We start from the raw sequence: 23,507 nt of genomic DNA, 5'->3' as shown, positions 1-23,507 counted from the left end.
GCCGCAGGCCGGAACGACAAACTGAGCGCGCGCGGGGGGATCAATCAAAGAAGCTATATACACACGCAAGAGGGCGTTGTTTGCCTTGCTGTCATCATCAACCCGTTTTCCCCGCGCCCGGTCGGATGGTGCATGCGGTCGCGCCTCACGGCCGACGTCATGCTCCCGGCTCTGCGCATGGCCACGCGGCGCAGGACGCCGAAGGCCGAAAGCCGAAGGCGATGTGCACCTTCTTGTCCGGAGAAGCGGCCTCTCTGAGAAGGCGCAGGGGCCGCCCGACATGCTGGGAGCCGCGCTTTATTGCGCAATATCCGAAGGCCGCAGTCGGCCGTGCGCATCGCAAGCCGCCGACCGTGTGGGCTGGCGGCTTGCGATCGACCGTTCAGTGTCAGGACGCGAGCATTCCGTGCGGATCGAGCACGAATTTCTTCGCCACTCCGCTGTCGAAGCTCTTGTAGCCCTCTGCTGCCTGATCGAGCGGCATGATCGTTGCATTGACGATGTCCGCAATCGGCAGCCGGTCGTGCAGGATCGCCTGCATAAGTTGACGATTGTACTTCAGCACCGGAGTCTGGCCTGTGTGGAAGCTCTGGGCTTTTGCCCAGCCGAGACCGAAGCGCATCGAAAGATTGCCGCTCCGCGCTGCGTCATCCACAGCCCCCGGATCCTCGGTGACATAGAGGCCGGGGATGCCGATGCCGCCCGCAACGCGGGTGATTTCCATCATCTGGTTCAGCACGATGGCCGGTTGTTCTCCGCCGGAATGGCCGCGCGCCTCGAAGCCGACGGCGTCGATCGCGGCGTCCACTTCGGGAAGCCCGGTAATCTCGGCGATCATCTCCGGCAGGTTTTCGCCTTTCGACAGGTCGACCGGGGTGAAGCCCACCTTGGCCGCGTGATCGAGCCGCTCCTTGTTGAAGTCGCCGATCATCACGACAGCGGCGCCGAGAATGCGCGCGGACGCCGCGGCCGCCAGCCCCACGGGGCCCGCACCGGCGACATAAACGACCGACCCGACACCGACACCAGCCTGCAATGCGCCGTGGAATCCGGTTGGAAGAATGTCCGACAACATGGTCAAGTCGCGGATCTTCGCCATTGCCTGGTCCCGGTCAGGGAACTTGAGCAGGTTGAAGTCGGCATAGGGAACAGTGACATACCGGGCCTGGCCCCCGATCCAGCCGCCCATGTCTACGTAACCGTAGGCGCCGCCCGCGCGCTCTGGGTTCACAGTCAGGCAGACGCCGGTATCGCCTTCGCGGCAGCAGCGGCAGCGACCGCAGGCCACGTTGAACGGCACCGAGACAACATCGCCGACCTTCAGCATCTCCACGTCGGAGCCGGTTTCGATCACTTCGCCGGTGATCTCGTGCCCCAGAACCAGGCCCGGCTGGGCCGTCGTACGCCCGCGCACCATGTGCTGGTCGGAGCCGCAAATGTTGGTCGAGATGACCTTGAGGATCACCGCATGCTCCAGCTTGCGCCCGTCGGGGGCCTGAAGCTTCGGATCATCGATCTTCTGCACTTCGACGGCCCCAGGGCCGGTGTAAACCACACCGATATTGCTCATGTGCGTCTCCTCCTAAGATTTTGCACGGGCGAGGCACCGCATGTCGGCATGCCGTGGAGTACAGCGCCCCGTCCGCGAGATGCTATCTTTGGTTGGTCAGCTCACATGGCGGGAAGCGACATGGCCTCGAACGTCAGCGACGTTGTGACATTGCTCGCAAGGTCTGCTGGTCCGCGCTGCCGCCCGCGCTGCCGACTTTGGCTGCAAGGACTGCTCCCAAAACGTACGGAACAGTCTGCACCAACCCGCGCGCAAAACCTGTGCGATCCCGTGCGCGAGCACCTTGTCGGTCCCTTTTCGCAGTGCCAAGAGCGCAGCGTTGAGTTGCCTTTCCTCTATTTGGACCGTTGCGAACCCGGCAGGCCTCGAGCCTGAGAGGAGCCGGGCCTTTGTCAGACGCGCGGCCGCCCCCTCTCACAACATTGTGTGTCTACTCCATGACGTCGGTGCCGGTCTGGAGGACCCACTTGGTCACCCGTCATCGGGGCTGTGCGGTCATGCAACCAGCCAAAAGACGGCCCGGTCCGCGCGCCACTTCCTCTCTTTTCTTGACAGGGCCTTCCAGAATCCGGATGTTACTTTATAGGATACAGCGTTCTATATTTTAGAACGGTGAGGAGGAGAGATCATTGACCATCCGAAAAGAGCCCATCAGCTTGGGACGCATCATCGCGCCCCGGTCCATCGCCCTCGTTGGCGCCACCGAAGACTATGGGAAATTTGGCGGGCGCATCCTGCACCACCTGATCGAACACGGCTATGACGGCGTCATCTACCCGATCAACCCCAAGCGCGAGAGCGTGGCTGGGCTTGCCTGCTACCCATCTCTGGGGGACCTCCCCGATGCCCCCGACATCGCCGTTGTCGCCCTCCCCGCGGGACTTCTCGAGACGACAATCACCGCTTGCGGCGAGGCTGGGGTCGGCGCCTGCATCGTGATCACCGCGCAGCTCGGCGAGTTCAGCGAAGAGGGAGCCGCGCTTGAGGCGCGCATCGTCGAGATCGCGCGCCGCTACAAGATGCGCCTCGTGGGGCCGAACTGCATGGGCATGATCGTCCCCGGTGCCAATGTCGCGCTGTCCTCGACGCCGACCCTGCGATACGCCCAGCCCATGCGTCGGGGCAATGTCGCCTTTGTCAGCCAGTCCGGCGCGCTGATGGGCGCTCTCTTCGTTCAGGCGCATGACCATGGTGTCGGGCTCTCGGGCACGATCTCGATCGGCAATCAGGCAGACCTCGACCTGTGCGATTTCACCGAGGCCTTCCTCGAGCGGGACGATACCCAGGTGGTCTGTCTCTATATCGAAGGGCTGAAATCCCCGGACCGCTTCCGCAGGATCGCACTTGCCGCGCGCGCAGCGGGCAAGCGCTTGGTCGCCATGAAGGCCGGCCGGACCGAGGCCGGATCTGACATGGCCAAGTCGCACACATCGAGCCTGGCGGGGTCTTATTCCGCGTTCGAAGCGCTCTGCAGGGATTGCGGCGTGCTGCTGGTAGATGATCCCGACAGCATGATCATCTGCGCCGGCATCCTCGCTGCCAACCCGGCAATGGGTGCCGGCGGCGTGGCGACGATCTGCGCCTCGGGCGGCGGCGGCGCGATTATCGCCGACCGCTTTGCGTTGGCCAATGTGCCGGTCGCGACCTATTCCGAGACGACGCGTCAGCGGCTCGACACCGACTACCTGCGCTCGCACCAGAACAATCCGCTCGATCTGGGTGGCCATGTCGGGGGCCTTGAGTTCCGCGTCTTCGACAACGCGATCGAGGCGGTGCATGGTGATCCGGGCGTCGCGGCCTTCGTCTACGTGATGACACCCCAGCCACTCATGCCGCAGACCCTCGCCAAGCTCGTCGAGGTCTACCGGCGCGCAGAGAAGCCGATGGTCTTCGTGCTCAACACCTCGCGTTTCGCCGAGGAGCAGAGGCAGGCGCTGCTCGAAGCCGGGCTCCCCTTCGTGACGCGCACCGACGACATGATCCGCGCGGTGAAGCTGCTGCTCGATGATCGTGCAGCGATTGACCTCATGCGACCCGGCGTCCCGGCGCGCCTCGCCGGCCCGGCCCTGCCCGACGCCCTGCCTGATGGCTTTCTGACCGAGCCCGAAGCCAAGGCACTCATGGGAAGCTACGGTGTCGCGGTTCCCTTGGCGCAGCTCACGGCCAGCGGGCAGGATGCCGCATCCGCAGCCCGCGCCCTCGGCTATCCGGTCGTGCTCAAGGGCGTCGTGGCGGATGTGGTCCACAAGAGCGATCTTGGCCTCGTCAAACCCGGCATCGCCGACGAGACGGCGCTGCTCGAAGCCTGGGACGAGATCGCCAAGGCAATCGCCGCGGCAGCACCCGGCACCGAACCGCACGTTGACGTTCAGCAGATGATCGGCAGCGGGGTCGAGCTGATCGCGGGGATCGTCAATGATGGCGACTTCGGGCCGCAGGTGGTCATCGGCGCCGGCGGCATCCATGTCGAGCTGCTGCGGGACGTCGCACAACGCGCTGCCCCTGTGTCTCCCGAGACGGCGCGCGAAATGCTCGAGAGCCTGCGGATCTGGCCATTGCTGAACGGCGCGCGAGGCGCCGATCCCCTGGACGTAGGCGCCGCCTGCGATGCGATCAGCCGGCTGTCCTGGATGGCCACCGACCTAGATCGCAAGCTCGTTGACTTCGAGGTGAACCCCCTTCGCGTGACCCGCAGCGGCGCCATCGCCCTCGACGGCCGCGGTACGCTGTTGTCGGCTCAGGCCTGACGAAACCCACCCGACCACGCCGCTTCGATCCGGGCGGCGTGGTCCCGAAGCAATACGACATATCCGGCCAGCTCGCTTTCCGACATCTTGGCCAGCGGGCCAGAGGCGGTCAAAGCGGCGACGACATCGCCCAGTCGGCCCCGGACCGGCACCGCTATGCCCTTGGCGTCCTGCTTGAGTTCGCCTTCCGTGGTGGCAAAGCCCTGCCGGCGCACCTTTTCCATCTCGGCCTCGAGTGCCTCCCGCGTCACGATGGTGCGAGGGGTCAGAGGGACCAGATTGGCCGCGACCATTTCGAAGACCGCTTGCGAGCCGTAGGCCAGCAGCACCTTTCCGGCCGAGACCGCCTGGAGGGGCTCGCGCGCACCGAGCTGGGCGAAGGTGCGCACGAATGCCCGACTCTCGATCCGGTCTACGACCACGCAGTAGGTGCCATCGCGCACGCTGAGCAAAACGTTTGCCTCGACCCTGTCGGCCAACTCCTGGACGATCGGGTGGGCAGCGGTCACCAGCCCGTCGTGCGAGATCCTGCGGGCCCCGATCTGGAACGCCTTGAGCGACATCTCGTAGAGCGCGCTGCCATCGGCCTGCCGGACATAGCCCAGATCCTGCAATGTCTGCAGCATGCGCAGCGCGTTGGACCGCGTCATCTCCGTCGCGGCCGCGACATCTCGCAGCCGCATCGGTTCGCGCGCCTCGGACAAGATTTCGAGCAGACGGAGGGCCTTTTCTACCGATTTGATCATGCAGCGTCTCCGCTGAGGCCGGTCGGCATCGTCACCCCGGCAATATTGCGTGTCACCTCATCGCGCACCGCAAGAATGCGCCGAGCCTGATGATCGAGGCGGGCCGCGTCGTAGCGGACGCTCGGGCCGCTGATGCCGAACGCACCGATGACCGCGCCCTGCACCCCGATGACCGGCGCGGCGATCTCGAAAGTCTCTCGCGCCGGGTGGTCCCGCAGCACGACGACGGCCCCGCGTCGCTCCGCCTTCGCGGGAAGGTCCCGGTCCGCGAGCACAAGCCCGAAGGCCGTGTCGTCACAGCCCAGGCGATGGTTGTCGGGCATCACGGCAGCGGCCCCGGTGCGCGGCGCTGCGTTGGCGATGAACACAACGTCTTCGCCGGACGGCAGGGCGAAATGCGCACTCTCGCCAAGCTCCGCCGAGAGCGCTTCGACAAAGGGCATGACGGCCCGGCGGAAGGGAAATTTCGCCCGTGCCACCTCGCCCATCTGCGGCAGCTTCCAGGACGGGTAGTATCGGCGCGTCGATGGATCGAAGAGCAGGTAACCGGCCGACTGAAGCGACGTAAGCGTTCGGTGAACGTTGCTCTTCGTCAATCCGACTTCCCGCGACAACTCACTGATGCTGACCGGCGCTTCGGCCATCACCACGTGCTCGAGCAGAGCCAGGCCCTTGATCAATGTCTTGTCCATGCAACCCCGCTTCCGCACCTTCCCCAGCCAGATAACGGACCCCGATCCCCGCTGTCAATGTTCCAAATATTGGAACGGTATTTTCTATTGAGCGACAAATTTCTTGCTGCTACGCTCGGAATCGTTCTGAGGAGGACCGGCGCCTGCGCGCTGCACTTTGGGAGGAGACACCATGAATTCGAAATTGTTCGCCGCGGCGATTGCAGCAGCCATTTCCGCACAGGCGGCCCTCGCAGCCGATGGCTGGCCGGACAAGCCGATCACCATGATCGTGCCCTACAACCCCGGCGGCACCACAGACCTGCTCGCCCGCATGGCGGCCGATGCGATCTCGGCGGCCGTGGGACAGCCCGTTGTGGTCGAGAACAAGCCCGGCGCGGGCGGGGTCGTCGGCGCAACCATAGCGGCACCCGCCCAGAACGACGGCTACACGATCTTCTTTGGCAACAACGCCACCAATGTCGTTCAGCCGCTGATCAACAAGGCCGTGCAATATGACCCGGTCGAGAGCTTCGACGGCATCGCCACCACCGCCAACGCCGCGACCTTCATCGGCGTGAATGCCGGCCTCGGAATTGAAGACCTCGACGGCCTTGTTGCCTACCTCAAGGAAAATGGAACCACCAAATACGGCACCGCGGGCGTCGGCTCGATGGGTCAGTTCACTGCCGAGTACTTCATGATGGAAACCGGCACCGACGCGACGCATATCCCCTACCAGGGGTCGAACAACGCCATGGCGGCCGTCCTGTCCAATGAAGTCCAGTTCATGATCGATCCTGTCGTGCTGACGCAGGCGGGCTCGGACAAGATCAAGATCCTCGCCGCGATGATCCCCGAACGCCACCCCAACCTGCCCGACGTGCCGACGACCGCGGAACTCGGCTACGACCTGACGCTCTCTGGCTGGTTCGGCGTCTTTGCCCCCGAAGGCACTGATCCGGACGCCATCGCTCAGATGAGCGCCGCGCTCGAGGGCATGGTCGAGTCCGAGGCGTACCGGGACCAGACCCTCAAGATGGGCCTGCTGCCCGAGTACCGCGACGCCGCGGCGACCGATGCCGTAGTGGCCGCCGACCTCGAGACCTTTGCGGCGATCCGCGATGCCAGCGGCATCTCGGTCGACTGACGCATGAATTCGACCCCTGCAGGAGAAAACCCCATGTCCCAGCACATCCTCTACGAGGAGATCGACGGCGTTGCCGAGATCACCCTCGACCGCCCCGAGAAACGCAATGCACTGACCGCAGAGATGTTCGAGGCCCTGCGCAGCTGCTTCCAGCGGTTCGAGGCAGGGAACGCGCGCGCCGCCATTCTCAAGGCAAGCGACAACAAGGTGTTTTCCGCGGGGGCTGACCTGACCGCGCCCCCCGACCAGTTCTGGAAGGGCGTTCCGGAATTCGGGCTCCGCTGCGACAAACCCATCATCGCCGCGATCAGCGGCAAGGCCATCGGCGCAGGTCTGACGCTGGCGTTGATGTGCGATTTCATCGTGATGACCGAAACCGCCGAATTGATCTACCCCGAGGCCAAGCTTGGCGTTGCCAAGGGGGCAATCACCGCCGCCGTGCGCCGCGGCCCGCTGCGCGTGGTCATGGAGATGATGCTTCTGGGCAACCCCATTTCTGCACAACGCGCCTATGAGACCGGCATGGCGAACCGGGTCGTTGCCGAGGGGATGCATGTCACGGAAGCCCGCGCCATGGCCCGGCAGCTCGCGGCCAATGCTCCTCTGGTGGTGACAATGCTGAAGCGGATGTCGCTGGACGCCGCCGGAGATGTGGCGATCCAGACCTTCTATGACAGCGAGATGCGGATCGCGAAAGTGCTGGACAGCGAGGATGCTGCAAATGCCCTCGCTGCCTTCAGGGCGAAGCAGACACCCGTCTTCGAAGGGCGCTGACGAGCGCGGACATCCCAAGCCCATCCAAGACACGCGCGAAGGAAAGGGGAGGTTCCGATGCGACACACCCAACAAGAGGGGCGGCAACGCCGCGTCCTGCGGGCTCTGAGCTCCGTGAGCGGATTGGGCGGCCTGATGCTCCTGCTCACGGCCGCGGTGGTGCTCATACAGGTCCGGACCCTCAGCCTCGGCAGTGCCGCGGCCATGGGGCCCGGCTATTTTCCCGCGGTGCTGGCCGGGTTGCTCTTCTTTTTCGGAGCGGTACTGCTGGTTGAAGGCTGGCGGCATCCTGACCAGCGGGTCTCTCTGGGCGCGCTCATGCCCGTGGTTCTGGTGCTTGGCAGCATTGTCGCCTTCGCGCTCGCCCTCAAGGTTCTGGGCGGGGCGATCGCGGTGCTGCTGGTGGTGCTGCTCTCTGCCCTTGCCGAGCCTCACCGCAAACTGGGCGAGCTGGTCCTGCTGGGCGTCATCGTGCTTGCGCTGGTCTGGCTGATCTTTGTGGTCGGACTGGACCTGCAGATCACCATGCTGCCGAAAGGGCTGCTCTCATGATCGACAATCTGCTTCTCGGGTTCCAGGTCGCGCTCAGTGCCGAGACCCTGCTCTACTGCTTCATCGGCGTCTCGATCGGCATGTTCATCGGCGTACTGCCCGGCGTCGGCCCGCTTGCGGCGATCTCGATGCTGCTGCCGATGACCTACTACGTCTCGCCGACCAGCGCGCTCGTCATGCTCGCCGGCATCTACTACGGCGCGCAATACGGCGGCTCGGTGGCCTCGATCCTGCTGCGTCTGCCGGGCACGGCCTCCTCGGCGGTGATCTGCCTCGACGGCTACGAGATGACCAAGAAGGGCCGCGCCGGCTCGGCGCTGATGCTCTCTGCGCTCGCCTCTTTCATCGGCGGTTCGATCGGCATCCTGCTGATGGCAGCCTTTTCCCCCGGCCTGTCGGAGCTCGCGCTGAAGTTCGGCTCGCAGGAATACTTCATGCTGATGGCGCTCGGCCTCGTCGCCGCCTCCACCCTCTCGGAAGGCTCGGCGATCCGCGGCCTTGCCATGGTCGTGGTCGGCGTGGTGCTGGGCCTTGTCGGCATCGACCTTACCTCGGGCGCCATGCGCTTCACCTACGGCAATTTCGAACTGATGGATGGCGTCAGCCTCGTCGCCTCGGCCATGGGTCTTTTCGGCCTCGCGGAGATCCTCGCCAACATCGGACAGGGCGAGCGCGCCGTGCCGAGCAGCAAGATCACCCTGCGCTCGATGATGCCGACCCGCACGGAGTTGCGCGACAGTTTCCCGGCGATCTGGCGAGGCTCGGCGATCGGATCGTTCTTCGGCGCGCTGCCGGGCACCGGCTCAACGATCGCCTCCTTCTTTTCCTACGCCACCGAGAACCGCATCAGCCGCAACCGGGACAGAATGGGCCAGGGCGCCGTTGAAGGGGTGGCTGGCCCCGAGGCTGCCAACAACTCCGCGGCGCAGACCGCCTTCATCCCGACGCTCACGCTCGGCGTGCCGGGCGACGCGGTGATGGCGCTGCTGCTCGGCGCTATGATGGTGCATGGCGTCACGCCCGGACCGCAGATGTTGACCGAGTCTCCCGACATGTTCTGGGGTCTGGTGGCCAGCTTCTGGCTCGGCAACCTGATCCTGCTGGTGTTCAACATCCCGATGATCGGGCTCTGGGTCGCCATGCTGCGCATTCCCTACCGCCTGCTCTACCCGGCGATCGTCGTGCTGATCGTGATCGGCACCTACTCGATCCGCTACTCGATCTTCGACGTCTACCAGCTGCTGGCCTTCGGCGTTCTGGGCTTCCTGCTGCGCATTTTGCGCTTCCCCACGGCGCCACTTGTCCTGGGCCTCGTGCTGGGACCGCTGATGGAAGAGAATTTCCGCCGCTCGATGATGCTCTCGGACGGGCAGTTCTCGACCTTCCTGACCCGCCCGATCTCTTGCGGTCTTCTGATCATCATCGTGCTGATCCTCGCCGCCCAGGCCGTGCTGGCTTTCACCGCCCGGCGTCGCCCCGCGCCTGAAAAGGAAATCTCGACCTCATGACGCTTCCCCGACCCCTCACCGAGCAACTTTCCGCGCTGCTAGGCGACAGATATAGCGACGGCCGCTCCGACCGCGACAACCATGCGGGAACCGAGGCTCATCACAATGCCATGCCGCCCGACGCCGTGGCCTACCCGGTCAGCACCGAGGAAGTCGCCGCCGTCGTGCGCTCCTGCCGCGCCGCGCGCGTGCCTGTGATCGCGCATGGGGCGGGCTCTTCTCTCGAAGGCAATGCCTCGGCGCCGCGGGGCGGCCTTTGCCTCGACATGACCCGCATGGACCGGATTGTCGCGGTACGCCCCGATGACATGGACTGCACCGTCGAGGCGGGCGTCACCCGCGAAGCGCTCAACACGCACTTGCGCGACACCGGGCTGTTCTTTCCGGTAGACCCCGGGGCCAATGCCACGCTCGGCGGCATGGCGGCGACCCGCGCCTCGGGCACCAACGCGGTGCACTACGGCACCATGCGCGAGAACGTGTTGAACCTCACCTTGGTCACCGCCGAAGGCGAGATCATCCGCACCGCGCGCCGCGCCCGCAAGTCGAGCGCCGGATACGACCTGACGCACCTCTACCTCGGCTCGGAGGGAACGCTCGGCATCATCACCGAGATCAGCCTTCGCCTCTACGGCAGACCCGAAGCGACCATGGCGGCGGTCTGCACCTTCCCCGACGCGGCCGCGGCAAGTTTGACGGCGGTCGAGGCGATCCAGATGGGGCTGACACCGGCGCGGATGGAGTATCTCGACGCGGGCTGCATCCGCGCGGTGAACGCCTATTCGCAGCGCGATGACACCGAAGCCGACACGCTTTTCGTCGAGTTCATCGGCTCGCCCGAAGGTGTACGCGAGCAGGTCGCGCTGTTCGAGGACCTGGCCGCCGCCAACGGCGGTGAAGGTTTCCAATGGGCGAAGGAGGAAGAGGCGCGCAATCGCCTCTGGAAAGCGCGGCACACTGCCTACACCGCGACCGTCGCGCAACGCCCCCGCGCGCGAGGATGGGCGACGGATGTTTGCGTGCCGCTCTCGGCGCTGCCAGCCTGCATCGACCACGCCAAGTCATTGCTGGCAAACTGCCCGGTGCCCGCCTCCATCATGGGCCATGTCGGTGACGGCAACTTTCACGTGGTTTTCGCCCTCGATCCTGACGCCCCCGAGGAAAGGGACCTGCTGGCCGACCTGAACGCCCGCATGGTGGCCGAGGCGCTGTCGCATGACGGAACTTGCACCGGCGAGCATGGAGTCGGCCTCGGAAAGCAGAAGTATATGGCGGACGAGCACGGACCCGCGCTGGACATCATGCGGCGCGTCAAGGCCGCGCTCGACCCCGACAACCTGATGAACCCCGGAAAGGTTCTTCCCCCTGCACAGAAGGCATCTGAATGACCGACCCCCTGATCGACCCGGCAGAGCTTGCCGAATGCCTCGGCGAAACCGTCATCCTGGATGCAACCTACTATCTTCCGCCCGACCCCGAGCGCAGCCGCAGCGATGTGGCGGCGCTGCGCATCCCCGGCGCGGTCCTGTTCGAGATCGACGAGATTGCGGATACCGCTGCGCCGCTTGCGCACATGATGCCGGACGCCGAGCGCTTCGCCGAGGCGATGGGCGAACTCGGCATAGACGGAAGCCGGCCGGTCGTCGTCTATGACCGCAGCGCCCTGCATTTTTCTGCGCCGCGGGTTTGGTACACGCTTACCCTCTTCGGCGCGCCGGATGTGCGCGTGCTGAATGGCGGCCTCGCCGCTTGGCAGTCAGGCGGATATGAAACCGCCTCGGGCCCCCTGCCCGCCCCCGCGCCCGTGGCGCGGCGAAGCTGGTCTCCCGATCTTTCGCGCGTCCTTGGCGGCGCGGAGATGGCAAACGTCGTCGCCCGCGGTGGCACGCACATCCTCGATGCGCGCCCCGCGGGCCGGTTCTTCGGACGCGACCCCGAGCCCCGTGCCGGGCTCACCTCGGGCCACATGCCCGGCGCGAGCAGCCTGCCCTTCACCGAACTCACCGGGCCCGACGGACGCTTCCTTGACGCCCCGGCGCTGCGGGAGAAAATCGGCGACGGCCCCACGGCCGGCACCGTCGTCACCTGCGGATCGGGCATGACTGCCTGCACCCTCGCGCTCGGACTGGCCAGGATCGGGCGCGAAGCAACGCTCTACGACGGTTCCTGGGCGGAATGGGGGACCGGGCAACTCGGCCCGATCGAAAGCTGACCAGTGCCGAAATCTGCCGCGTTCCGAGGTCTATCACCCTCAGGGCACACCTTAGTCTTCGAGGTACCAAGCGCACTAAACGGACAGCCCCCTGATGCGGTCCTCGAAAACGCCCCCGCTGCGTATTTGATTTTTCCGGCCTCAACCCGGCGGGAGAGAAGCGGACACGCAGGACGTCCCCGGCGTTCACCGATGCGCAGAAGGCGTAGATCATCATGAAGGCGAAGGATGGCACCTCTGCCGGGACGCCTGCCGCAAGGCGGGGATCAGCACGGCGACCTTCGCTCAATCGAAGAAATACGCGGGATTGGATGATGTCCGAAAGGAAGCGCGAGCAGCAGAACGCGCGGCTGAAGAAGGTCGTCGCGGATCTCGCGTTGGACAGGCAGATATGACTCGCCGCCGGCCTGGTGCACACCAGGTCATGCTTGCACGGCGCGGGCGGCATCGCGGCTGCGGTAGAGCTTGCGCGCGGTCCGTTTGGTCTTGAGCGAAGGGAAGACGCTCTCCATCGCCGAAGTATCCCAGAGGTTTCCGACATTGCTCATCCCTTGCCCGGCACGCGCATGCGGAGCAATGTCCCGAGAGGGATGAGACCGCTTGACCGATGTGGCGCCGCGATCCGCCGTCATTGACCAGCCCACCACGCGTTGCGGCAACAGGTCCAGCGGAACCGCCACATAGAGCCAGCCCATGGCCCTCCACGTGTAGCTGAATCTGGTTCGGGCCCTCCGTCTCGAAGTCTCGATCAAGAATACTGTCGGCAATAACGGATCGTTCGCCCTGGTTTCTCGGCTTGCCACGGCGCCTGGGACGGGCGGCATGACATTCTGCCGCACCAGCCGCTCGATCCGGGGGATGCAGGCGCCGCGTTCGCGCACCAGCCTCACGGCCCCGATCTTGAACGATTTTCTGAAGGTCCGGCTCATCATCTGCCATCTCCAGCGTCAGGGTCACGGTCTCCTTCGCGCCCACGCAACCGGCAGCGGGCCAGTGCTTGAAAGAAGTTTCAAAATGGGCCGTTTGCGCGGGTTTTCAGCCGAGTGCTCGCCGGACGCAAACCCCGTCCCGTCATTCGATATCCGCGTTCTTTTCCTTTTCTTCAAGCCAGTGACGAACCGTCTCAAGCTTGTTTTCCAAGTGCTTCTTCAAAATCTTGGAAAGACTTTCCCCGTCCCGCCGCTCCAGGTAAGTCATGATCTGCTCATGCTCTTCGGTCGCCTGAGACCACCTCTGCATGGTCATATTTGCCACATACCGCGCCCGACGCACACGTGCCGCCAGCGAGCGGTACTGCGTGGTCAGCGTATTGTTGCGGGCCGCAGCCAGGATCGCCTCGTGGATCCTTTGGTTGGTTTCGAAGTAGGGTCCCATCTCCCGCTTCTCGTAGTGCCCCAGCATTTCACGGTGCAGCTTCCGGATCGCGCCGATTTCCTCATCGCGGATGTGGCGGCACGCAAGTTCACCGGCGAGCGCTTCCAGCGCGCCCATGATCGGGAAAACCTCGTCTATATCGGCGCAGGTGATCTTGCTGACCCAGGCACCGCGATTTGGCTCGAGGTTTATCAAACCATCCGTGGCAAGCACCTTGAGCGCCTCACGCAGCGGCGTTCGCGACACACCGTAAAGGGCACAGAGTTCTTTCTCGGGCACGCGCGTGCCAGCCGCGAGGTCTCCGAGGATGATCTGCTCTCGAATGGACTCCGTGAGTTCCTCGTGCAGCGTTTTGCGACGAAACGTCTGGCGCCCTTCTGCAAGCATGGTTTTCGGATCGCTCATGTTCGTCTTGCCTCGCTCCCTGACTTCGCTACCCGACGAAAGCATTATGCATTCATTTAATCGAAGGTGCGCGCCCGATCAAGGACATGGCTCAGAGACCAAAGGTCCCCCGCGCCGCGGCGCGTTGACGTTGTGGGGGCCTCGGCATTCATCGTGCATGCAGCCCTGCGGGCAACTCGACTGTTCGCGGGCTCCAAGGCTGGACCTCTTCCTGACCGCCTTGCCAGCCCGCGTGCCCATTACCGGCCTGCGGGTGACGGGAAGCGCGCGCGATCCGAGGCAACAGGGTGAATACAATACATTTTACACCATTTGAGGGCTGACCACGGCCGCCGGAACGGAGTGTCGCGCCCACGTTCAGCCGGACTGTCGGACAATACCGTGCGGCAGCGCGGATCCCCCGCAACATACAGCGACCGATCGCGCGGATCTGGCGCATGGTTTCCTGGGACTATCCCGCTCCGCCCGGCGATGCAGAACGTGGCTCTGCCCTGAGTTTTCGGTCGGCGGCGGCAGCGGGCGGCGGCTCACCTTGCCTTGCGGCCCCGCCGGGCACCGGAAATGGAACGCCGCGACGGTCCAGCGAGATGCCGTCGCCCGCGCTCCCTGCGCTACGCTCACAGCGCTTCGAGCGTGACCTTGAGACCCGCCGCTGCGTGCGGTGCCAAGGCATCAGTCAACGCCTTGAGGTCGCGCCACATCGCCGAACTGGCGCCGCCGCCCAAAGGTTTGGGGCGGCGGCGAAAACGGCCTCGCGTTGATCGCGGCCACGGGCGGGGCTTTTCATGCCCCCGTCTCATCCGTCAAGTTGAGCTTCCTGTAGCGACGCTTCGCATAGGCGGACCAAAGCGGCGCCGCGAGACTGAGCATGGTCGCCAGGATCAGCACAAGGCAGATCGGGCTCTTGAAGAAGATGGTGAAGTCGCCACCGTAGAGTTGGAAGATCCGGATGAGTTCCGCGTCCGCCGTCTTGCCCAGCATCAGCCCGATGACGACGGCGACGACCGGGTAGCCCTCGCGCTTCATCAGCCAGCCGAGCACGCCGCAGCCGATCAGCAGCATGGCGTCGAAGCCTGCGTTGCGGACCGAGAAAGCCCCGATGTAACACATCGCCAGCACAACCGGCACCAGCACCGCATAGGGGGTGTAGATCACCCGCAGGAAGGCCGCGGCCACCACGAAGCCCACCGCCAGAAGCAGGATTTGCTCCAGCATCTCGGCGGCCAACAGTCCGAAGATGACGTCCTGGTGCTCGTAGATCAAACGCGGACCGGGCACGATACCCTGGATGGTCAGCGCGCCGATCAGGATCGCCGTCGCCGCCCCGCCGGGAATGCCAAGCGCCAGCATGGTCGCCATGGCGCCCCCCTCGGAGGCGTTGTTGGCGGATTCCGCGGCGATCACCCCGTCTGGCTCGCCGCGGCCAAAGGCCTCGGGCGTGCGGCTCGAACGGCGCGCCGTTTCGTAGGAGATCAGGCTGCCGACGGTGGCGCCGACGCCGGGTATCGCGCCGATGAAGATGCCGATCACCGAAGACCTCAGCACGGCCCAAACGCGGCGCGGCACCATGAAGATGCCCTTCACGATCTTGCCGAAGTTCAGCCTCCCGGCGAGCGGCAGCGCAACGTCCTTTTCCTCGAGCCGCGAGAAGAGCTCGGAGAGCGCGAGAAAACCGATCAGCGCGGGGATGATCGGCATCCCGTCCATCAGGTAGGTCTGGCCGAAGGTGAAGCGCATCGAACCCGAGGCCGAGAAGCCGATGGTCCCCAGCAGCAACCCGAAGAGTCCGGCCACGATCCCCTTGAGGAAACTCCCCTCGGAGAGCGAGGCGATCGAGGTGAGCGCAAAGATCACCAGCAGGAAGGTCTCGGCCGGACCGAACTTCAGCGCGAAGGCGGCGAGCGGCTGGATGATCACGCACAGGAAGATCATCCCAAGCAGACCGCCCGTCGCCGAGGCCCCCAGCGAGAGGCCGAGGGCCTCATTCGCCTGGCCCTTCAGCGCCATCGGGTAGCCGTCGAGTGTCGTGGCAACCGCCGAGGGCGAGCCGGGCGCGTTGATCAGGATCGCGGTGATCGCGCCGCCGAAAACGCCGCCGGTGTAGATCGACGTCAGGAAGACGAGCGACGTCAGCGGGTCCATGGTATAGGTTACCGGCAACATCAGCGCGATGCCGATGCCCGCGTTCAGCCCAGGGATGGCACCGAAGAGCACCCCCGCCAGCAGGCCGAGCAACATGTAGAGGATCACCCAGACATCCGCGAGCGGGATGATGGCAGAAAGAAGAACATCCATCAGATCAACCCTCCAACCAGAAAGAGGCCAGCGGCACGCCGAGCGCGGTGAACCCCCAGTAGAGCAGCAGCGGCAGCACCAGCGCCACCGCGATCACCGCCAACCAGTTGCGGTAACCCATCAGCGGGATCGCCAGCATCAGGAAGGCCGCCGTTGCCAGCGGGAAGTCATATCCCGCAAAGCCCAGCAGGATCAGCGCGCAGAGAAAAAGCAGCACCGGGCGTTTCAGCCGCGCGGCTGTCAGCGCGGGACCGACGGGCAGCCGCCCCACGAGGACCGCGCCGATCAGCACCAATGACAGAAGGCCAAGGCCGAGGGTGAGCGGCCACGCGAAATGCATGTCGCCCGTCGGAACGTGCCGATTGCTCCAGCCATAGGCGCAGGCGAATGCCAGCATCACCACCGGCACGATCAGCGCGCTGCCGCGTCTTGCTTTTTCCATGTAAACTCCTCCTGCCTCACCGGGTCAGTCCCGCGCCCCCGGACGGGACGCGGGCAATGTCTTCAGCCGCCGAATGCCGACTTGTAGGTCTGCATCAGTGCATCCATGTCTTTGACGATCTTCGTGCTCTCGTCCGGGCCGCGGAAGGCGGTCTCTTCCGCCGCGCCCTGCTCTTGCAGGATTGCCTGATACTCGGGGTTCGCCATGACCGCCTCATAGGCATTCAGCAGTTTCTGGAAGCGCTCGGGGTAGGCGTCCTTGGTGCCGGCCTTCACCGCAAGGAAGCGCACGTCGCCGATCTCGGGCACGTCGACACCGTAGTCGGCCAGCACGTCGTTGATATAGGGCGTGTCGGGGAAGGCCGAGATGCCGGTCGAGGTCGAGATCGCGAGCGACCGCACCTCGGGCTTCATCGCCGCGTCCGACACGGCGCCATTGGTGGAACTGGCGATCTGCCCGCCGAGGATCGCGGTCCGGACCGGCGCGCCGCTGTCATAGGTCACGATGCGCGCGTCCCAGCCTAGCTTGTCGGCCAGCAGCAGCGTCAGCATGTGCGACGCCCCGCCCCGCACGGTGCCGATCGACACCTCGCCGGGCTTTGCCTTGATCGCATCGTTCATGTCGGCAAAGGTCTCGTAGGGGCTGTCGGATTTCACCGTGATCGAGATGTTGCCGACGTTGTGCACGTTCAGCACCTCAAGGTCATCGACGCTGTAGGGCGCGCTTTGCAGCGCGATCGAGGCGCTGAAATAGGGCTGCGCGTTCAGCAGCAGGGTGTTGGCATCCGCGGGCTTGGCAAGGAACATCGAGGTCCCGATCTGGCTGGATGCGCCGGGGCGGTTCTCGACGACGATCGAGGTGCCCAGCTCCTTCTCGAGGAAGGGCGCGATGTTGCGGGCGACGCGATCGGCGGAGCCGCCGGCCGAATAGGGCACGATCAACGTGATCTTGCGGCCGGGCCAATCGGCCGCCTGCGCGGTCCCGGCAAGGGCCACGGTGGCGGCCGCGGCGGCCATGAGGGTGCGTCGGGTGAGTTTCAGCATGGGGTCCTCCTCCAGAGTGCTGTCAAATGTCAGGTTTCGAAACCGTAGAGCCGGGCGGGCGTCTGCCGGGCGATGCGGTCGATGAGAGCGGCGTCGCCGTCGCACCAGTCGGTCAGCGTGGCCGCGATGGTCGCGGGCGCGGGCGGGGTCGGCTGCTCCGTGATGTGCGGCCAGTCGGACCCCCAGACCAGGCGGTCGGGCACGGCGGCGATCCAGGCACGGGCAAGCGCCAGCGCGTCCGACGCCCCCTCGGGACCCTCGCGACGGTTGAGGTACGGACCCGAGAGTTTCACCCAGGCGCGCCCCTCGCGGGCGAGCCCCGCGATCAGCCCGAAGGCCGGGTGATCCTGCGGCTCCGACCGCTGGGGAATACGCCCCATGTGATCGAAGACCACCGGACAGGCGAGATCCTCCAGCAGCTGCGCGGCCGCCAGCGTCTGTTCCGCGTGCATGTGCAATTGCAGGTGCCAGCCCAGCGGTGCGACCCGCGCCGCCAGGGTGCTGATGTCTTCGGGGCGCGCGACCGCGTTCGACGGGTTCCAGAGCGAGAAGCGCAGCCCGCGCACCCCGGCGGCATGAAGCGCCTCAAGCTCCGCGTCGGGGACCGCCGGATCGACCACCGCAACGCCCCGCCCGTCACCGTCCAGCCGGTGCAGCGCATCCACGAGGCAGGCATTGTCCGTGCCGAAAACCTTGGCCTGAACCAGCACTGCGCGCTTCGTGCCATAGGCGGCACGCGCGGCAAGATAATCCTCCAGCGTCAGCCCCATGGGGACGGTCGCGCCACGCGCGGCGGGGAACCGGGCGTCGTAGACGTGAAGGTGGCTGTCGCAGGCCGTCACGCGGTCGCCCCTGCCTTGGCGAGCACGGCCTTGGCGCGATTGAGCACTGGCAGATCGACGAACTCACCGTCCAGCATGAAGGCACCGGTGCCCTGCGCCGCGGCTTTCTCGGCCGCCTCGACGATGCGGCGGGCACGGGTCAGCGCCGCTTCCGAGGGCGAAAAGGCGGTGTTCAGCACCGAGACCACCTTGGGATGGATGCAGCTCGCACCGTCGAAGCCGAAACGCGCGGCTTCTGCGGCGGCTGCCGCCAGTCCCTCGGCATCGTTGAAATCCGCGACCGAGCGCAGCAACCCCAGCGAGAGCTTGCCCTCCGCCTTGGCGGCGTAATGGACCATCAGCTTGGGCAGGCGCAGCACCTCGGGGATCGGCTGACCGCCGGTGGAGGTCGCGAAATCCTCGGCCCCAAGGGCGAGCGCCACGACACGCGGATGTGCCGCCACCTGCCGCGCGTCCAGCACACCCGCTGCATCCTCGATGATCGCGAGAATGTCGGCGGTGCCGTCATCCGCGGCTCCCAGTTCCGCCAGCAGCGCGTCGATGGATGCGGCAGTCTCGGCCTTTGGCAGCATGATACCATGAGCCCCGGCGGCAAGCGCCGCGCGGGCGTCCGCGCCCATCCGCGGTCCGGTGTTGACCCGGACGTAGACCTTCGCGCCGCCTTGACCGACATGGGGCACCGCCGCTGCCAGCGCGGCGCGGGCGGCATCCTTCGAGCCCTCTTCGACCGCGTCCTCCAGATCGAGGATCACGGCGTCGGCACCGCGCTCATGCGCCTTGGCAACGAAGCGTTCGGCGTTCGCGGGCACGTAAAGAAGCGAGCGCAGCTTCATGCGGTCTCCTCCTCGGCGGCGGCAATCAGCCCCGTGGCGACCATCCCGTCGATCTCGGCGTCGCTGTAGCCTGCTTCCGACAGGATCATGCGGCCGTGTTCCCCGTAACCGGGTGCGGGGCGCCGCAGCGTGCCGGGTGTGGCGGAGAGACGCGGCAGGGGGCTGTGCATGGGCACGCTCGCCAGCTCGGCGTCGGGGACCTCGACAAAGACCTCGCGGTCGATGAAATGCCGGTCCTCGACGATGTCGGCAACCGAGAAGAGCGGCGCTGCGGTGATCCCGTCGCGCTCGAAGATCTCCAGCAGCTCGTCGCGGCTGCGCTCTCCCATCCAGCCACCGACGATGGCATCGACCTCCTCGCGGCGCTTGATGCGCTCCTCGTTGGTGGCGTAGCGCGGATCGGTGTTCATGTCGGGACGCCCGATGGTATTGAACATCCGCGTTGCCGCGTTCTGGACCGAGGCAGAGACCGCGATGAAATGGCCGTCCTTGCTGCGGTAGACATTGCGCGGGCTGGAGGTGTTGGACCCGTTGCCGACACGCGGCTTCGGTGTGCCGGTCAGCCGGTAGTCCAGCGGTTCCGGCCCAAGCACGGAGACCATCGCTTCGAGCAGCGAGAGGTCGACGACCTGCCCCCGACCGGTCTGCTCGCGCGACCGCAGGGCCATCATCAGCGCGTTCGCCCCGTAAAGCCCGGCGATCATGTCGGCGAGTGCCAGCGGCGGCAGCAGCGGGTCTCCGCCCGCTTCACCATTGCGATGCGCAAAGCCGGACATGCCCTCGACCAGCGTGCCGAAACCGGGGCGGGGCGAATAGGGTCCGGTCTGGCCAAAGCCCGAGACCCGCAGCAGGATCAGGCCCGGAAACCGCTCCGCCAGAACGTCGGGGCCAAGGCCCATCTTCTCCATCGTGCCGGGGCGAAAGCTTTCGATCATGATGTCGGCCTGCGCCATGAGCCGTTCCAGCACCTCGAGCCCGCCCTCGGCACGGAAATCGAGCGCAATCGAGCGCTTGTTGCGCCCGTAGGTTTTCCAGAACGTGCTCTGACCCTTCTGCTTCCACGCGCGCAGCGGATCGCCCATGGGCTGGGGTTCGACCTTTACAACGTCGGCTCCGAAATCGGCCAGCTGCAGCGAGCACATGTTCCCGGCCACGAGCCGCGACAGGTCCAGAACGCGCACCCCGGTCATGGGGCCCGTCGCCTCTGCGTCGAAGTCCCTCGTGTGCCAGTGCTGTTCGGTCATTGTCATGCTCTCCGTTTCTGGGAAGTCGGATGGGACCTCCCCCGGTTCACGGGGGAGGGGATTGGGGATAGGTCGGCCTGCCGCATCACTCGCCGGCCTGTGCGGCTTGGCGGGCGCGGCGCTTGCCGCGGATCTGGCCGAAGACCGACAGCGCGAGGATCAGGGCCATGACGATCAGGATGGTCAACGAGATCGGGCGATCGAGGAAGATGCGCGCACTGCCTTGCCCCAGCATCACCGACTGGCGGAAGTAATTCTCGGCCAGCGGCGCCAGGACGACCGCAAGGATGAACGGCCCGGTGGGGTAGTCGTTCTTCTTCATCAGGTAGCCAAGCACACCGAAGATCAGCATGATCCAGATGTTGAACGGGCTGTAGGCGAGCGAGAAGGCGCCCACGACGCAAAGCGCGATCACGACATTGGCAAGGTTGCCCTGCACCGCGCGCAGCAGGTTCACGAACACCGGAATCAGAAGAACGTTCGAGGCCAGCAGGAACACGTTCGCGAGCACGAGGCCGGCAATCATCGCCCAGACAATATCGCCCGAGGTGGTCATCAGCAGCGGACCGGGACGCAGGCCGAACATGATCAGCGCGCCGAGCATGATCGCGGTGCCGCCGGAGCCGGGAATGCCGAGCGTGATCAGCGGAATGAGCGAGCCGGGAACCGCCGCGTTGTTGGTGGCCTCCGGCCCTGCGAGACCGGCGATATTGCCGGTGCCAAAGGTTTCGGGTTTCTTCGACAGGCGCTTTTCGAGCGCATAGTCGAGGAAGGTCGCCACCGTCGCCCCCGCACCGGGCACGATCCCGATCAGCGTGCCAAGAATGGATCCGCGCAGCGTCGGCGCTGCCGCCTCGCTCAGTTCTTCCTTGCCGGGGATGAATTCCTTCATCCGGAAGCCGGGCTTGCCAAGATTCAGCTTCACCCGCTTCTCGAGGTTGTAGAACACCTCGCCGAGACCGTAGAGGCCGATGATGATCGCGACGAAGTCGATGCCCTCGATCAGCTCCGGCACGAAGGCAAAGCGGATCTGCCCCGAGACGTAGTCGCTGCCGAATGTGCTGACCAGCACGCCAAGGCAGGTGACAAGGAAAGCCTTGGCGATCTGGTCGCCGGCGAGCAGCATCACAGTCGCAAGGCCGGTCGCCATGAGAAGGAAGTATTCCGGCGGGCCGAGGTAGATCGCATAGGAGGCGATGACCGGCGCGAGGAAGATCAGCACCAGCAGGCCAAAGAGGCCGCCGATGAACGACGAGAAGGCCGAGATGCCGAGCGCCATGGCCCCTCTGCCCTGCTGCATCATCGGATAGCCTTCGAGCGCCGTGATGATCGCGGGCGCATCTCCGGGCGCGTTGATCAGGATCGAGGTGATCCGCCCGCCGTACATGGTGCCCATGTACACCCCGGTCAGCAGGCACAGGCCCGAGGCCTCGGGCATGCCGAAGGTGAGCGGCAGCATCAGCGCGATGCCGGCCGAAGGTCCGAGACCCGGCAGCGCGCCCACGACGGTGCCGATCAGCCCGGCGGCGAAGATGATAGCGATGTTGAAGGGCGTGAGGATCTCACCGAAGCCCATCAGCAGGTTGTTGATTGCATCCATGTCAGGGGTCCTGCGTTCAGACGACGGGGATGTTCAGCCAAAGGCTGAAAATCCCGTAGATCGCCGCGAGGGTGACGGCATTGACGACCAGCGCCCGTGCGATCGTATGGCCAAGAAAGGCCAGCGAGATCGCCACCATCACCGCGTAGAGCGGTGCAAGGACCGAGCCGAAGGCCATCAGCGCGGTCGCGCCGAAGAGCAGCGCGGCGGTGGCGATCGCGGGGAAGGCAGCCTTGAGACGCTCGGAGATCCCTTGCGGAAGAAAGGGGCCATCGGTTTTCAGCCGCGCCTTGACCGCGAGGTAGGCCGCCAGCAGCACTGCGAGGATCGCGAAGTTCATCGGGACAAAGCCGGGACCGAACCCCTGCTTCGAGAAGTATTGGAAGTTGGCGCTCTGCACGCCGATGACCGCCGCGAAAACGGCCGTTCCGGCAATGAGAAGCAATTCGGAAGCCCGCATGGCAGTCTCCGGCTGGGAAAGGTGTGTGATGGAAGGAGGCGGAGGGGCGCGCCGCCCGCGGGAAGCGCGCGCCGATCTTTAGTTGTTGATCATGCCAAGCTCGCCCAGCGTCTCGCGGTAGACGGCCTCGGTCTCGCCGAGGTAGTCGGCGAAGTCCTGGCCGGTCACCACCAGCGGAACCACGGCGTTCGGTTCGATGTATTCCTTCTGCCAGGCTTCGGTCTCGAAGAGCTTGGTGACCATCGCGATCAGCTCGTCGCGCTCCTCGTCCGAGATGCCGGGCGCAGCGGTCAGTCCCCGGAACAGCGAGATCTTGATGTCCGCGCCCTGCTCCACGAAGGTCGGCACGTCCGGCAGGCTGTCGACCCGCTCCTCGGTGCTGATCGCCAGCGCCTTGAACTTGTCACTGGACAGGTAGTCGCTGACCGGGCCGGGGTTGGTGATGGCGAAATCGATCTGGTTCGACAGCAGCGCGGTCACCACCTCACCGTCGCCCTGGAAGGGGATGAAGTTCAGCTCCATGCCGGTCTTCTCGGCCAACTGCATGGTGACGATGTGCTCGATGCTGCCGGTCGCGGTGCCGCCGACGTTCAGCATCCGACCTTCCGCCTTCAGGTCCTCGAGGCTCTCGAAACCCTTGGAGGCATTCACCACCAGCAACTCGGGGTCGATCCCGATGCGCGCGATGGGGGTGAAATCGGCGTAGTTCAGGCCGATGTTCGAGGTCAGCGGCGTCGCGATATGCGACGAGGTGATCGACATGAGGTGGTAGGGGCTGCCCTTGCGCGCGTTGAGATACCCCATGGCAACGGCGGAGCTGCCGCCTTCCTTGTTCACGACATTGATCGGTACATCGACGATGTCTTCCTGCTCCATCAACCGCGCCATGGTGCGCAGCATGGTGTCATGGCCGCCGCCGGGACCGTAGCCCGCCACGAATTCCAGCGGACGGTCGGGAAAGCCCTCTGCCAGCACCGGAGCGCCGATCAGGGAAAAGCCAACCGCCGCGATGCTCGCGGCCTTGCTCAGAAACGTCATT

The 23,507-nt window shown here is 65.4% G+C and carries 21 protein-coding genes and 1 pseudogene; 8 read left to right on the top strand and 14 right to left on the bottom strand.

The window, feature by feature from the left end; all coding sequences use genetic code 11:
- Positions 1 to 388: 388 nt before the first annotated feature.
- Entirely contained in the window at positions 389 to 1,570 is a 1,182-nt protein-coding gene (fdhA, locus tag IQ782_RS22220; protein WP_194136867.1) for a formaldehyde dehydrogenase, glutathione-independent, read from the bottom strand.
- A 629-nt stretch (positions 1,571 to 2,199) separates the two neighbouring features.
- Between fdhA and IQ782_RS22215 the strand changes: the two genes are divergently transcribed.
- Positions 2,200 to 4,317, top strand: a complete 2,118-nt coding sequence (locus IQ782_RS22215; RefSeq protein ID WP_194136866.1) for an acetate--CoA ligase family protein — start codon at positions 2,200 to 2,202, stop codon at positions 4,315 to 4,317.
- On the opposite strand, the gene IQ782_RS22210 is transcribed toward IQ782_RS22215, so the two are convergent.
- Complete coding sequence (locus IQ782_RS22210; protein WP_194136865.1) at positions 4,308 to 5,063, bottom strand: IclR family transcriptional regulator; 756 nt, start codon at positions 5,061 to 5,063, stop codon at positions 4,308 to 4,310. The two genes, IQ782_RS22215 and IQ782_RS22210, sit on opposite strands and share 10 nt — an antisense overlap.
- A complete protein-coding gene (locus tag IQ782_RS22205; RefSeq protein WP_194136864.1) occupies positions 5,060 to 5,755 on the bottom strand; it encodes an IclR family transcriptional regulator in 696 nt (231 codons plus the stop codon). The genes IQ782_RS22210 and IQ782_RS22205 overlap by 4 nt, the downstream gene beginning before the upstream one ends.
- A gap of 172 nt (positions 5,756 to 5,927) precedes the next feature.
- Between IQ782_RS22205 and IQ782_RS22200 the strand changes: the two genes are divergently transcribed.
- From IQ782_RS22200 to IQ782_RS22170, 7 genes and pseudogenes are all read left to right on the top strand, one after another.
- Positions 5,928 to 6,884, top strand: coding sequence for a Bug family tripartite tricarboxylate transporter substrate binding protein (locus IQ782_RS22200; RefSeq protein WP_194136863.1), 957 nt, complete (start codon positions 5,928 to 5,930; stop codon positions 6,882 to 6,884).
- A gap of 33 nt (positions 6,885 to 6,917) precedes the next feature.
- On the top strand, positions 6,918 to 7,658 hold the full coding sequence (locus tag IQ782_RS22195) for an enoyl-CoA hydratase/isomerase family protein (protein WP_194136862.1): 741 nt from the start codon (positions 6,918 to 6,920) through the stop codon (positions 7,656 to 7,658).
- 135 nt (positions 7,659 to 7,793) lie between these two features.
- Entirely contained in the window at positions 7,794 to 8,210 is a 417-nt protein-coding gene (locus tag IQ782_RS22190) for a tripartite tricarboxylate transporter TctB family protein (RefSeq protein WP_194136861.1), read from the top strand.
- Positions 8,207 to 9,718 carry a tripartite tricarboxylate transporter permease gene (locus IQ782_RS22185; RefSeq protein WP_194136860.1) on the top strand — a complete coding sequence of 504 codons (1,512 nt, stop codon included), beginning with the start codon at positions 8,207 to 8,209 and terminating at the stop codon, positions 9,716 to 9,718. Before IQ782_RS22190 ends, IQ782_RS22185 begins: the two co-directional genes overlap by 4 nt.
- The gene (locus tag IQ782_RS22180) at positions 9,715 to 11,106 is read left to right on the top strand and encodes an FAD-binding oxidoreductase (protein ID WP_194136859.1); all 1,392 of its coding nucleotides are present in this window, start codon (positions 9,715 to 9,717) and stop codon (positions 11,104 to 11,106) included. The genes IQ782_RS22185 and IQ782_RS22180 overlap by 4 nt, the downstream gene beginning before the upstream one ends.
- Positions 11,103 to 11,930: a sulfurtransferase gene (locus IQ782_RS22175; RefSeq protein ID WP_194136858.1), complete on the top strand. Its 828-nt coding sequence runs from the start codon at positions 11,103 to 11,105 to the stop codon at positions 11,928 to 11,930. The genes IQ782_RS22180 and IQ782_RS22175 overlap by 4 nt, the downstream gene beginning before the upstream one ends.
- A gap of 215 nt (positions 11,931 to 12,145) precedes the next feature.
- Positions 12,146 to 12,322: pseudogene (locus tag IQ782_RS22170) on the top strand (IS3 family transposase); the annotation flags it as partial.
- Between the two features lie 30 nt (positions 12,323 to 12,352).
- Here the strand turns inward: IQ782_RS22170 and IQ782_RS22165 are convergent.
- The 11 genes from IQ782_RS22165 to IQ782_RS22115 all read right to left on the bottom strand — a co-directional run bounded on the left by IQ782_RS22165 (position 12,353) and on the right by IQ782_RS22115 (position 23,506).
- Positions 12,353 to 12,862: a hypothetical protein gene (locus tag IQ782_RS22165; protein WP_194136857.1), complete on the bottom strand. Its 510-nt coding sequence runs from the start codon at positions 12,860 to 12,862 to the stop codon at positions 12,353 to 12,355.
- A gap of 139 nt (positions 12,863 to 13,001) precedes the next feature.
- On the bottom strand, positions 13,002 to 13,709 hold the full coding sequence (locus IQ782_RS22160; RefSeq protein ID WP_194136856.1) for a GntR family transcriptional regulator: 708 nt from the start codon (positions 13,707 to 13,709) through the stop codon (positions 13,002 to 13,004).
- A 783-nt stretch (positions 13,710 to 14,492) separates the two neighbouring features.
- Positions 14,493 to 16,004, bottom strand: coding sequence for a tripartite tricarboxylate transporter permease (locus IQ782_RS22155; RefSeq protein WP_194136855.1), 1,512 nt, complete (start codon positions 16,002 to 16,004; stop codon positions 14,493 to 14,495).
- A gap of 4 nt (positions 16,005 to 16,008) precedes the next feature.
- A complete protein-coding gene (locus IQ782_RS22150; RefSeq protein ID WP_194136854.1) occupies positions 16,009 to 16,446 on the bottom strand; it encodes a tripartite tricarboxylate transporter TctB family protein in 438 nt (145 codons plus the stop codon).
- A 62-nt stretch (positions 16,447 to 16,508) separates the two neighbouring features.
- Positions 16,509 to 17,489 carry a tripartite tricarboxylate transporter substrate binding protein gene (locus tag IQ782_RS22145; protein WP_194136853.1) on the bottom strand — a complete coding sequence of 327 codons (981 nt, stop codon included), beginning with the start codon at positions 17,487 to 17,489 and terminating at the stop codon, positions 16,509 to 16,511.
- A 29-nt stretch (positions 17,490 to 17,518) separates the two neighbouring features.
- Positions 17,519 to 18,331 carry an amidohydrolase family protein gene (locus IQ782_RS22140; protein WP_194136852.1) on the bottom strand — a complete coding sequence of 271 codons (813 nt, stop codon included), beginning with the start codon at positions 18,329 to 18,331 and terminating at the stop codon, positions 17,519 to 17,521.
- Positions 18,328 to 19,164, bottom strand: coding sequence for an HpcH/HpaI aldolase/citrate lyase family protein (locus IQ782_RS22135; RefSeq protein ID WP_194136851.1), 837 nt, complete (start codon positions 19,162 to 19,164; stop codon positions 18,328 to 18,330). The genes IQ782_RS22140 and IQ782_RS22135 overlap by 4 nt, the downstream gene beginning before the upstream one ends.
- Positions 19,161 to 20,408: a CaiB/BaiF CoA transferase family protein gene (locus IQ782_RS22130; protein WP_194136850.1), complete on the bottom strand. Its 1,248-nt coding sequence runs from the start codon at positions 20,406 to 20,408 to the stop codon at positions 19,161 to 19,163. The genes IQ782_RS22135 and IQ782_RS22130 overlap by 4 nt, the downstream gene beginning before the upstream one ends.
- An 85-nt stretch (positions 20,409 to 20,493) precedes the next feature.
- Positions 20,494 to 22,008 carry a tripartite tricarboxylate transporter permease gene (locus tag IQ782_RS22125; RefSeq protein WP_194136849.1) on the bottom strand — a complete coding sequence of 505 codons (1,515 nt, stop codon included), beginning with the start codon at positions 22,006 to 22,008 and terminating at the stop codon, positions 20,494 to 20,496.
- A gap of 16 nt (positions 22,009 to 22,024) precedes the next feature.
- Positions 22,025 to 22,468 (bottom strand): tripartite tricarboxylate transporter TctB family protein, encoded by a 444-nt coding sequence (locus tag IQ782_RS22120; protein WP_194136848.1) that lies wholly within the window; start codon positions 22,466 to 22,468, stop codon positions 22,025 to 22,027.
- A 78-nt stretch (positions 22,469 to 22,546) separates the two neighbouring features.
- A complete protein-coding gene (locus IQ782_RS22115) occupies positions 22,547 to 23,506 on the bottom strand; it encodes a Bug family tripartite tricarboxylate transporter substrate binding protein (RefSeq protein WP_240989482.1) in 960 nt (319 codons plus the stop codon).
- Position 23,507 lies beyond the last annotated feature (1 nt).

The organism is Salipiger mangrovisoli, from assembly GCF_015223355.1.
Taxonomy (GTDB): Bacteria; Pseudomonadota; Alphaproteobacteria; order Rhodobacterales; family Rhodobacteraceae; genus Salipiger; species Salipiger mangrovisoli.
This window is presented reverse-complemented; position numbering and strand designations above follow the sequence as displayed.

What these genes read in the sequence shown, in the direction of transcription:
- fdhA (WP_194136867.1), bottom strand. Translation starts at nt 1,570, where the DNA reads ATGAGCAATATCGGTGTGGTTTACACCGGCCCTGGGGCCGTCGAAGTG.
- IQ782_RS22210 (WP_194136865.1), bottom strand. Translation starts at nt 5,063, where the DNA reads ATGATCAAATCGGTAGAAAAGGCCCTCCGTCTGCTCGAAATCTTGTCC.
- IQ782_RS22205 (WP_194136864.1), bottom strand. Translation starts at nt 5,755, where the DNA reads ATGGACAAGACATTGATCAAGGGCCTGGCTCTGCTCGAGCACGTGGTG.
- IQ782_RS22200 (WP_194136863.1), top strand. Translation starts at nt 5,928, where the DNA reads ATGAATTCGAAATTGTTCGCCGCGGCGATTGCAGCAGCCATTTCCGCA.
- IQ782_RS22195 (WP_194136862.1), top strand. Translation starts at nt 6,918, where the DNA reads ATGTCCCAGCACATCCTCTACGAGGAGATCGACGGCGTTGCCGAGATC.
- IQ782_RS22190 (WP_194136861.1), top strand. Translation starts at nt 7,794, where the DNA reads ATGCTCCTGCTCACGGCCGCGGTGGTGCTCATACAGGTCCGGACCCTC.
- IQ782_RS22185 (WP_194136860.1), top strand. Translation starts at nt 8,207, where the DNA reads ATGATCGACAATCTGCTTCTCGGGTTCCAGGTCGCGCTCAGTGCCGAG.
- IQ782_RS22180 (WP_194136859.1), top strand. Translation starts at nt 9,715, where the DNA reads ATGACGCTTCCCCGACCCCTCACCGAGCAACTTTCCGCGCTGCTAGGC.
- IQ782_RS22175 (WP_194136858.1), top strand. Translation starts at nt 11,103, where the DNA reads ATGACCGACCCCCTGATCGACCCGGCAGAGCTTGCCGAATGCCTCGGC.
- IQ782_RS22165 (WP_194136857.1), bottom strand. Translation starts at nt 12,862, where the DNA reads ATGATGAGCCGGACCTTCAGAAAATCGTTCAAGATCGGGGCCGTGAGG.
- IQ782_RS22160 (WP_194136856.1), bottom strand. Translation starts at nt 13,709, where the DNA reads ATGAGCGATCCGAAAACCATGCTTGCAGAAGGGCGCCAGACGTTTCGT.
- IQ782_RS22155 (WP_194136855.1), bottom strand. Translation starts at nt 16,004, where the DNA reads ATGGATGTTCTTCTTTCTGCCATCATCCCGCTCGCGGATGTCTGGGTG.
- IQ782_RS22150 (WP_194136854.1), bottom strand. Translation starts at nt 16,446, where the DNA reads ATGGAAAAAGCAAGACGCGGCAGCGCGCTGATCGTGCCGGTGGTGATG.
- IQ782_RS22145 (WP_194136853.1), bottom strand. Translation starts at nt 17,489, where the DNA reads ATGCTGAAACTCACCCGACGCACCCTCATGGCCGCCGCGGCCGCCACC.
- IQ782_RS22135 (WP_194136851.1), bottom strand. Translation starts at nt 19,164, where the DNA reads ATGAAGCTGCGCTCGCTTCTTTACGTGCCCGCGAACGCCGAACGCTTC.
- IQ782_RS22130 (WP_194136850.1), bottom strand. Translation starts at nt 20,408, where the DNA reads ATGACCGAACAGCACTGGCACACGAGGGACTTCGACGCAGAGGCGACG.
- IQ782_RS22125 (WP_194136849.1), bottom strand. Translation starts at nt 22,008, where the DNA reads ATGGATGCAATCAACAACCTGCTGATGGGCTTCGGTGAGATCCTCACG.
- IQ782_RS22120 (WP_194136848.1), bottom strand. Translation starts at nt 22,468, where the DNA reads ATGCGGGCTTCCGAATTGCTTCTCATTGCCGGAACGGCCGTTTTCGCG.
- IQ782_RS22115 (WP_240989482.1), bottom strand. Translation starts at nt 23,506, where the DNA reads ATGACGTTTCTGAGCAAGGCCGCGAGCATCGCGGCGGTTGGCTTTTCC.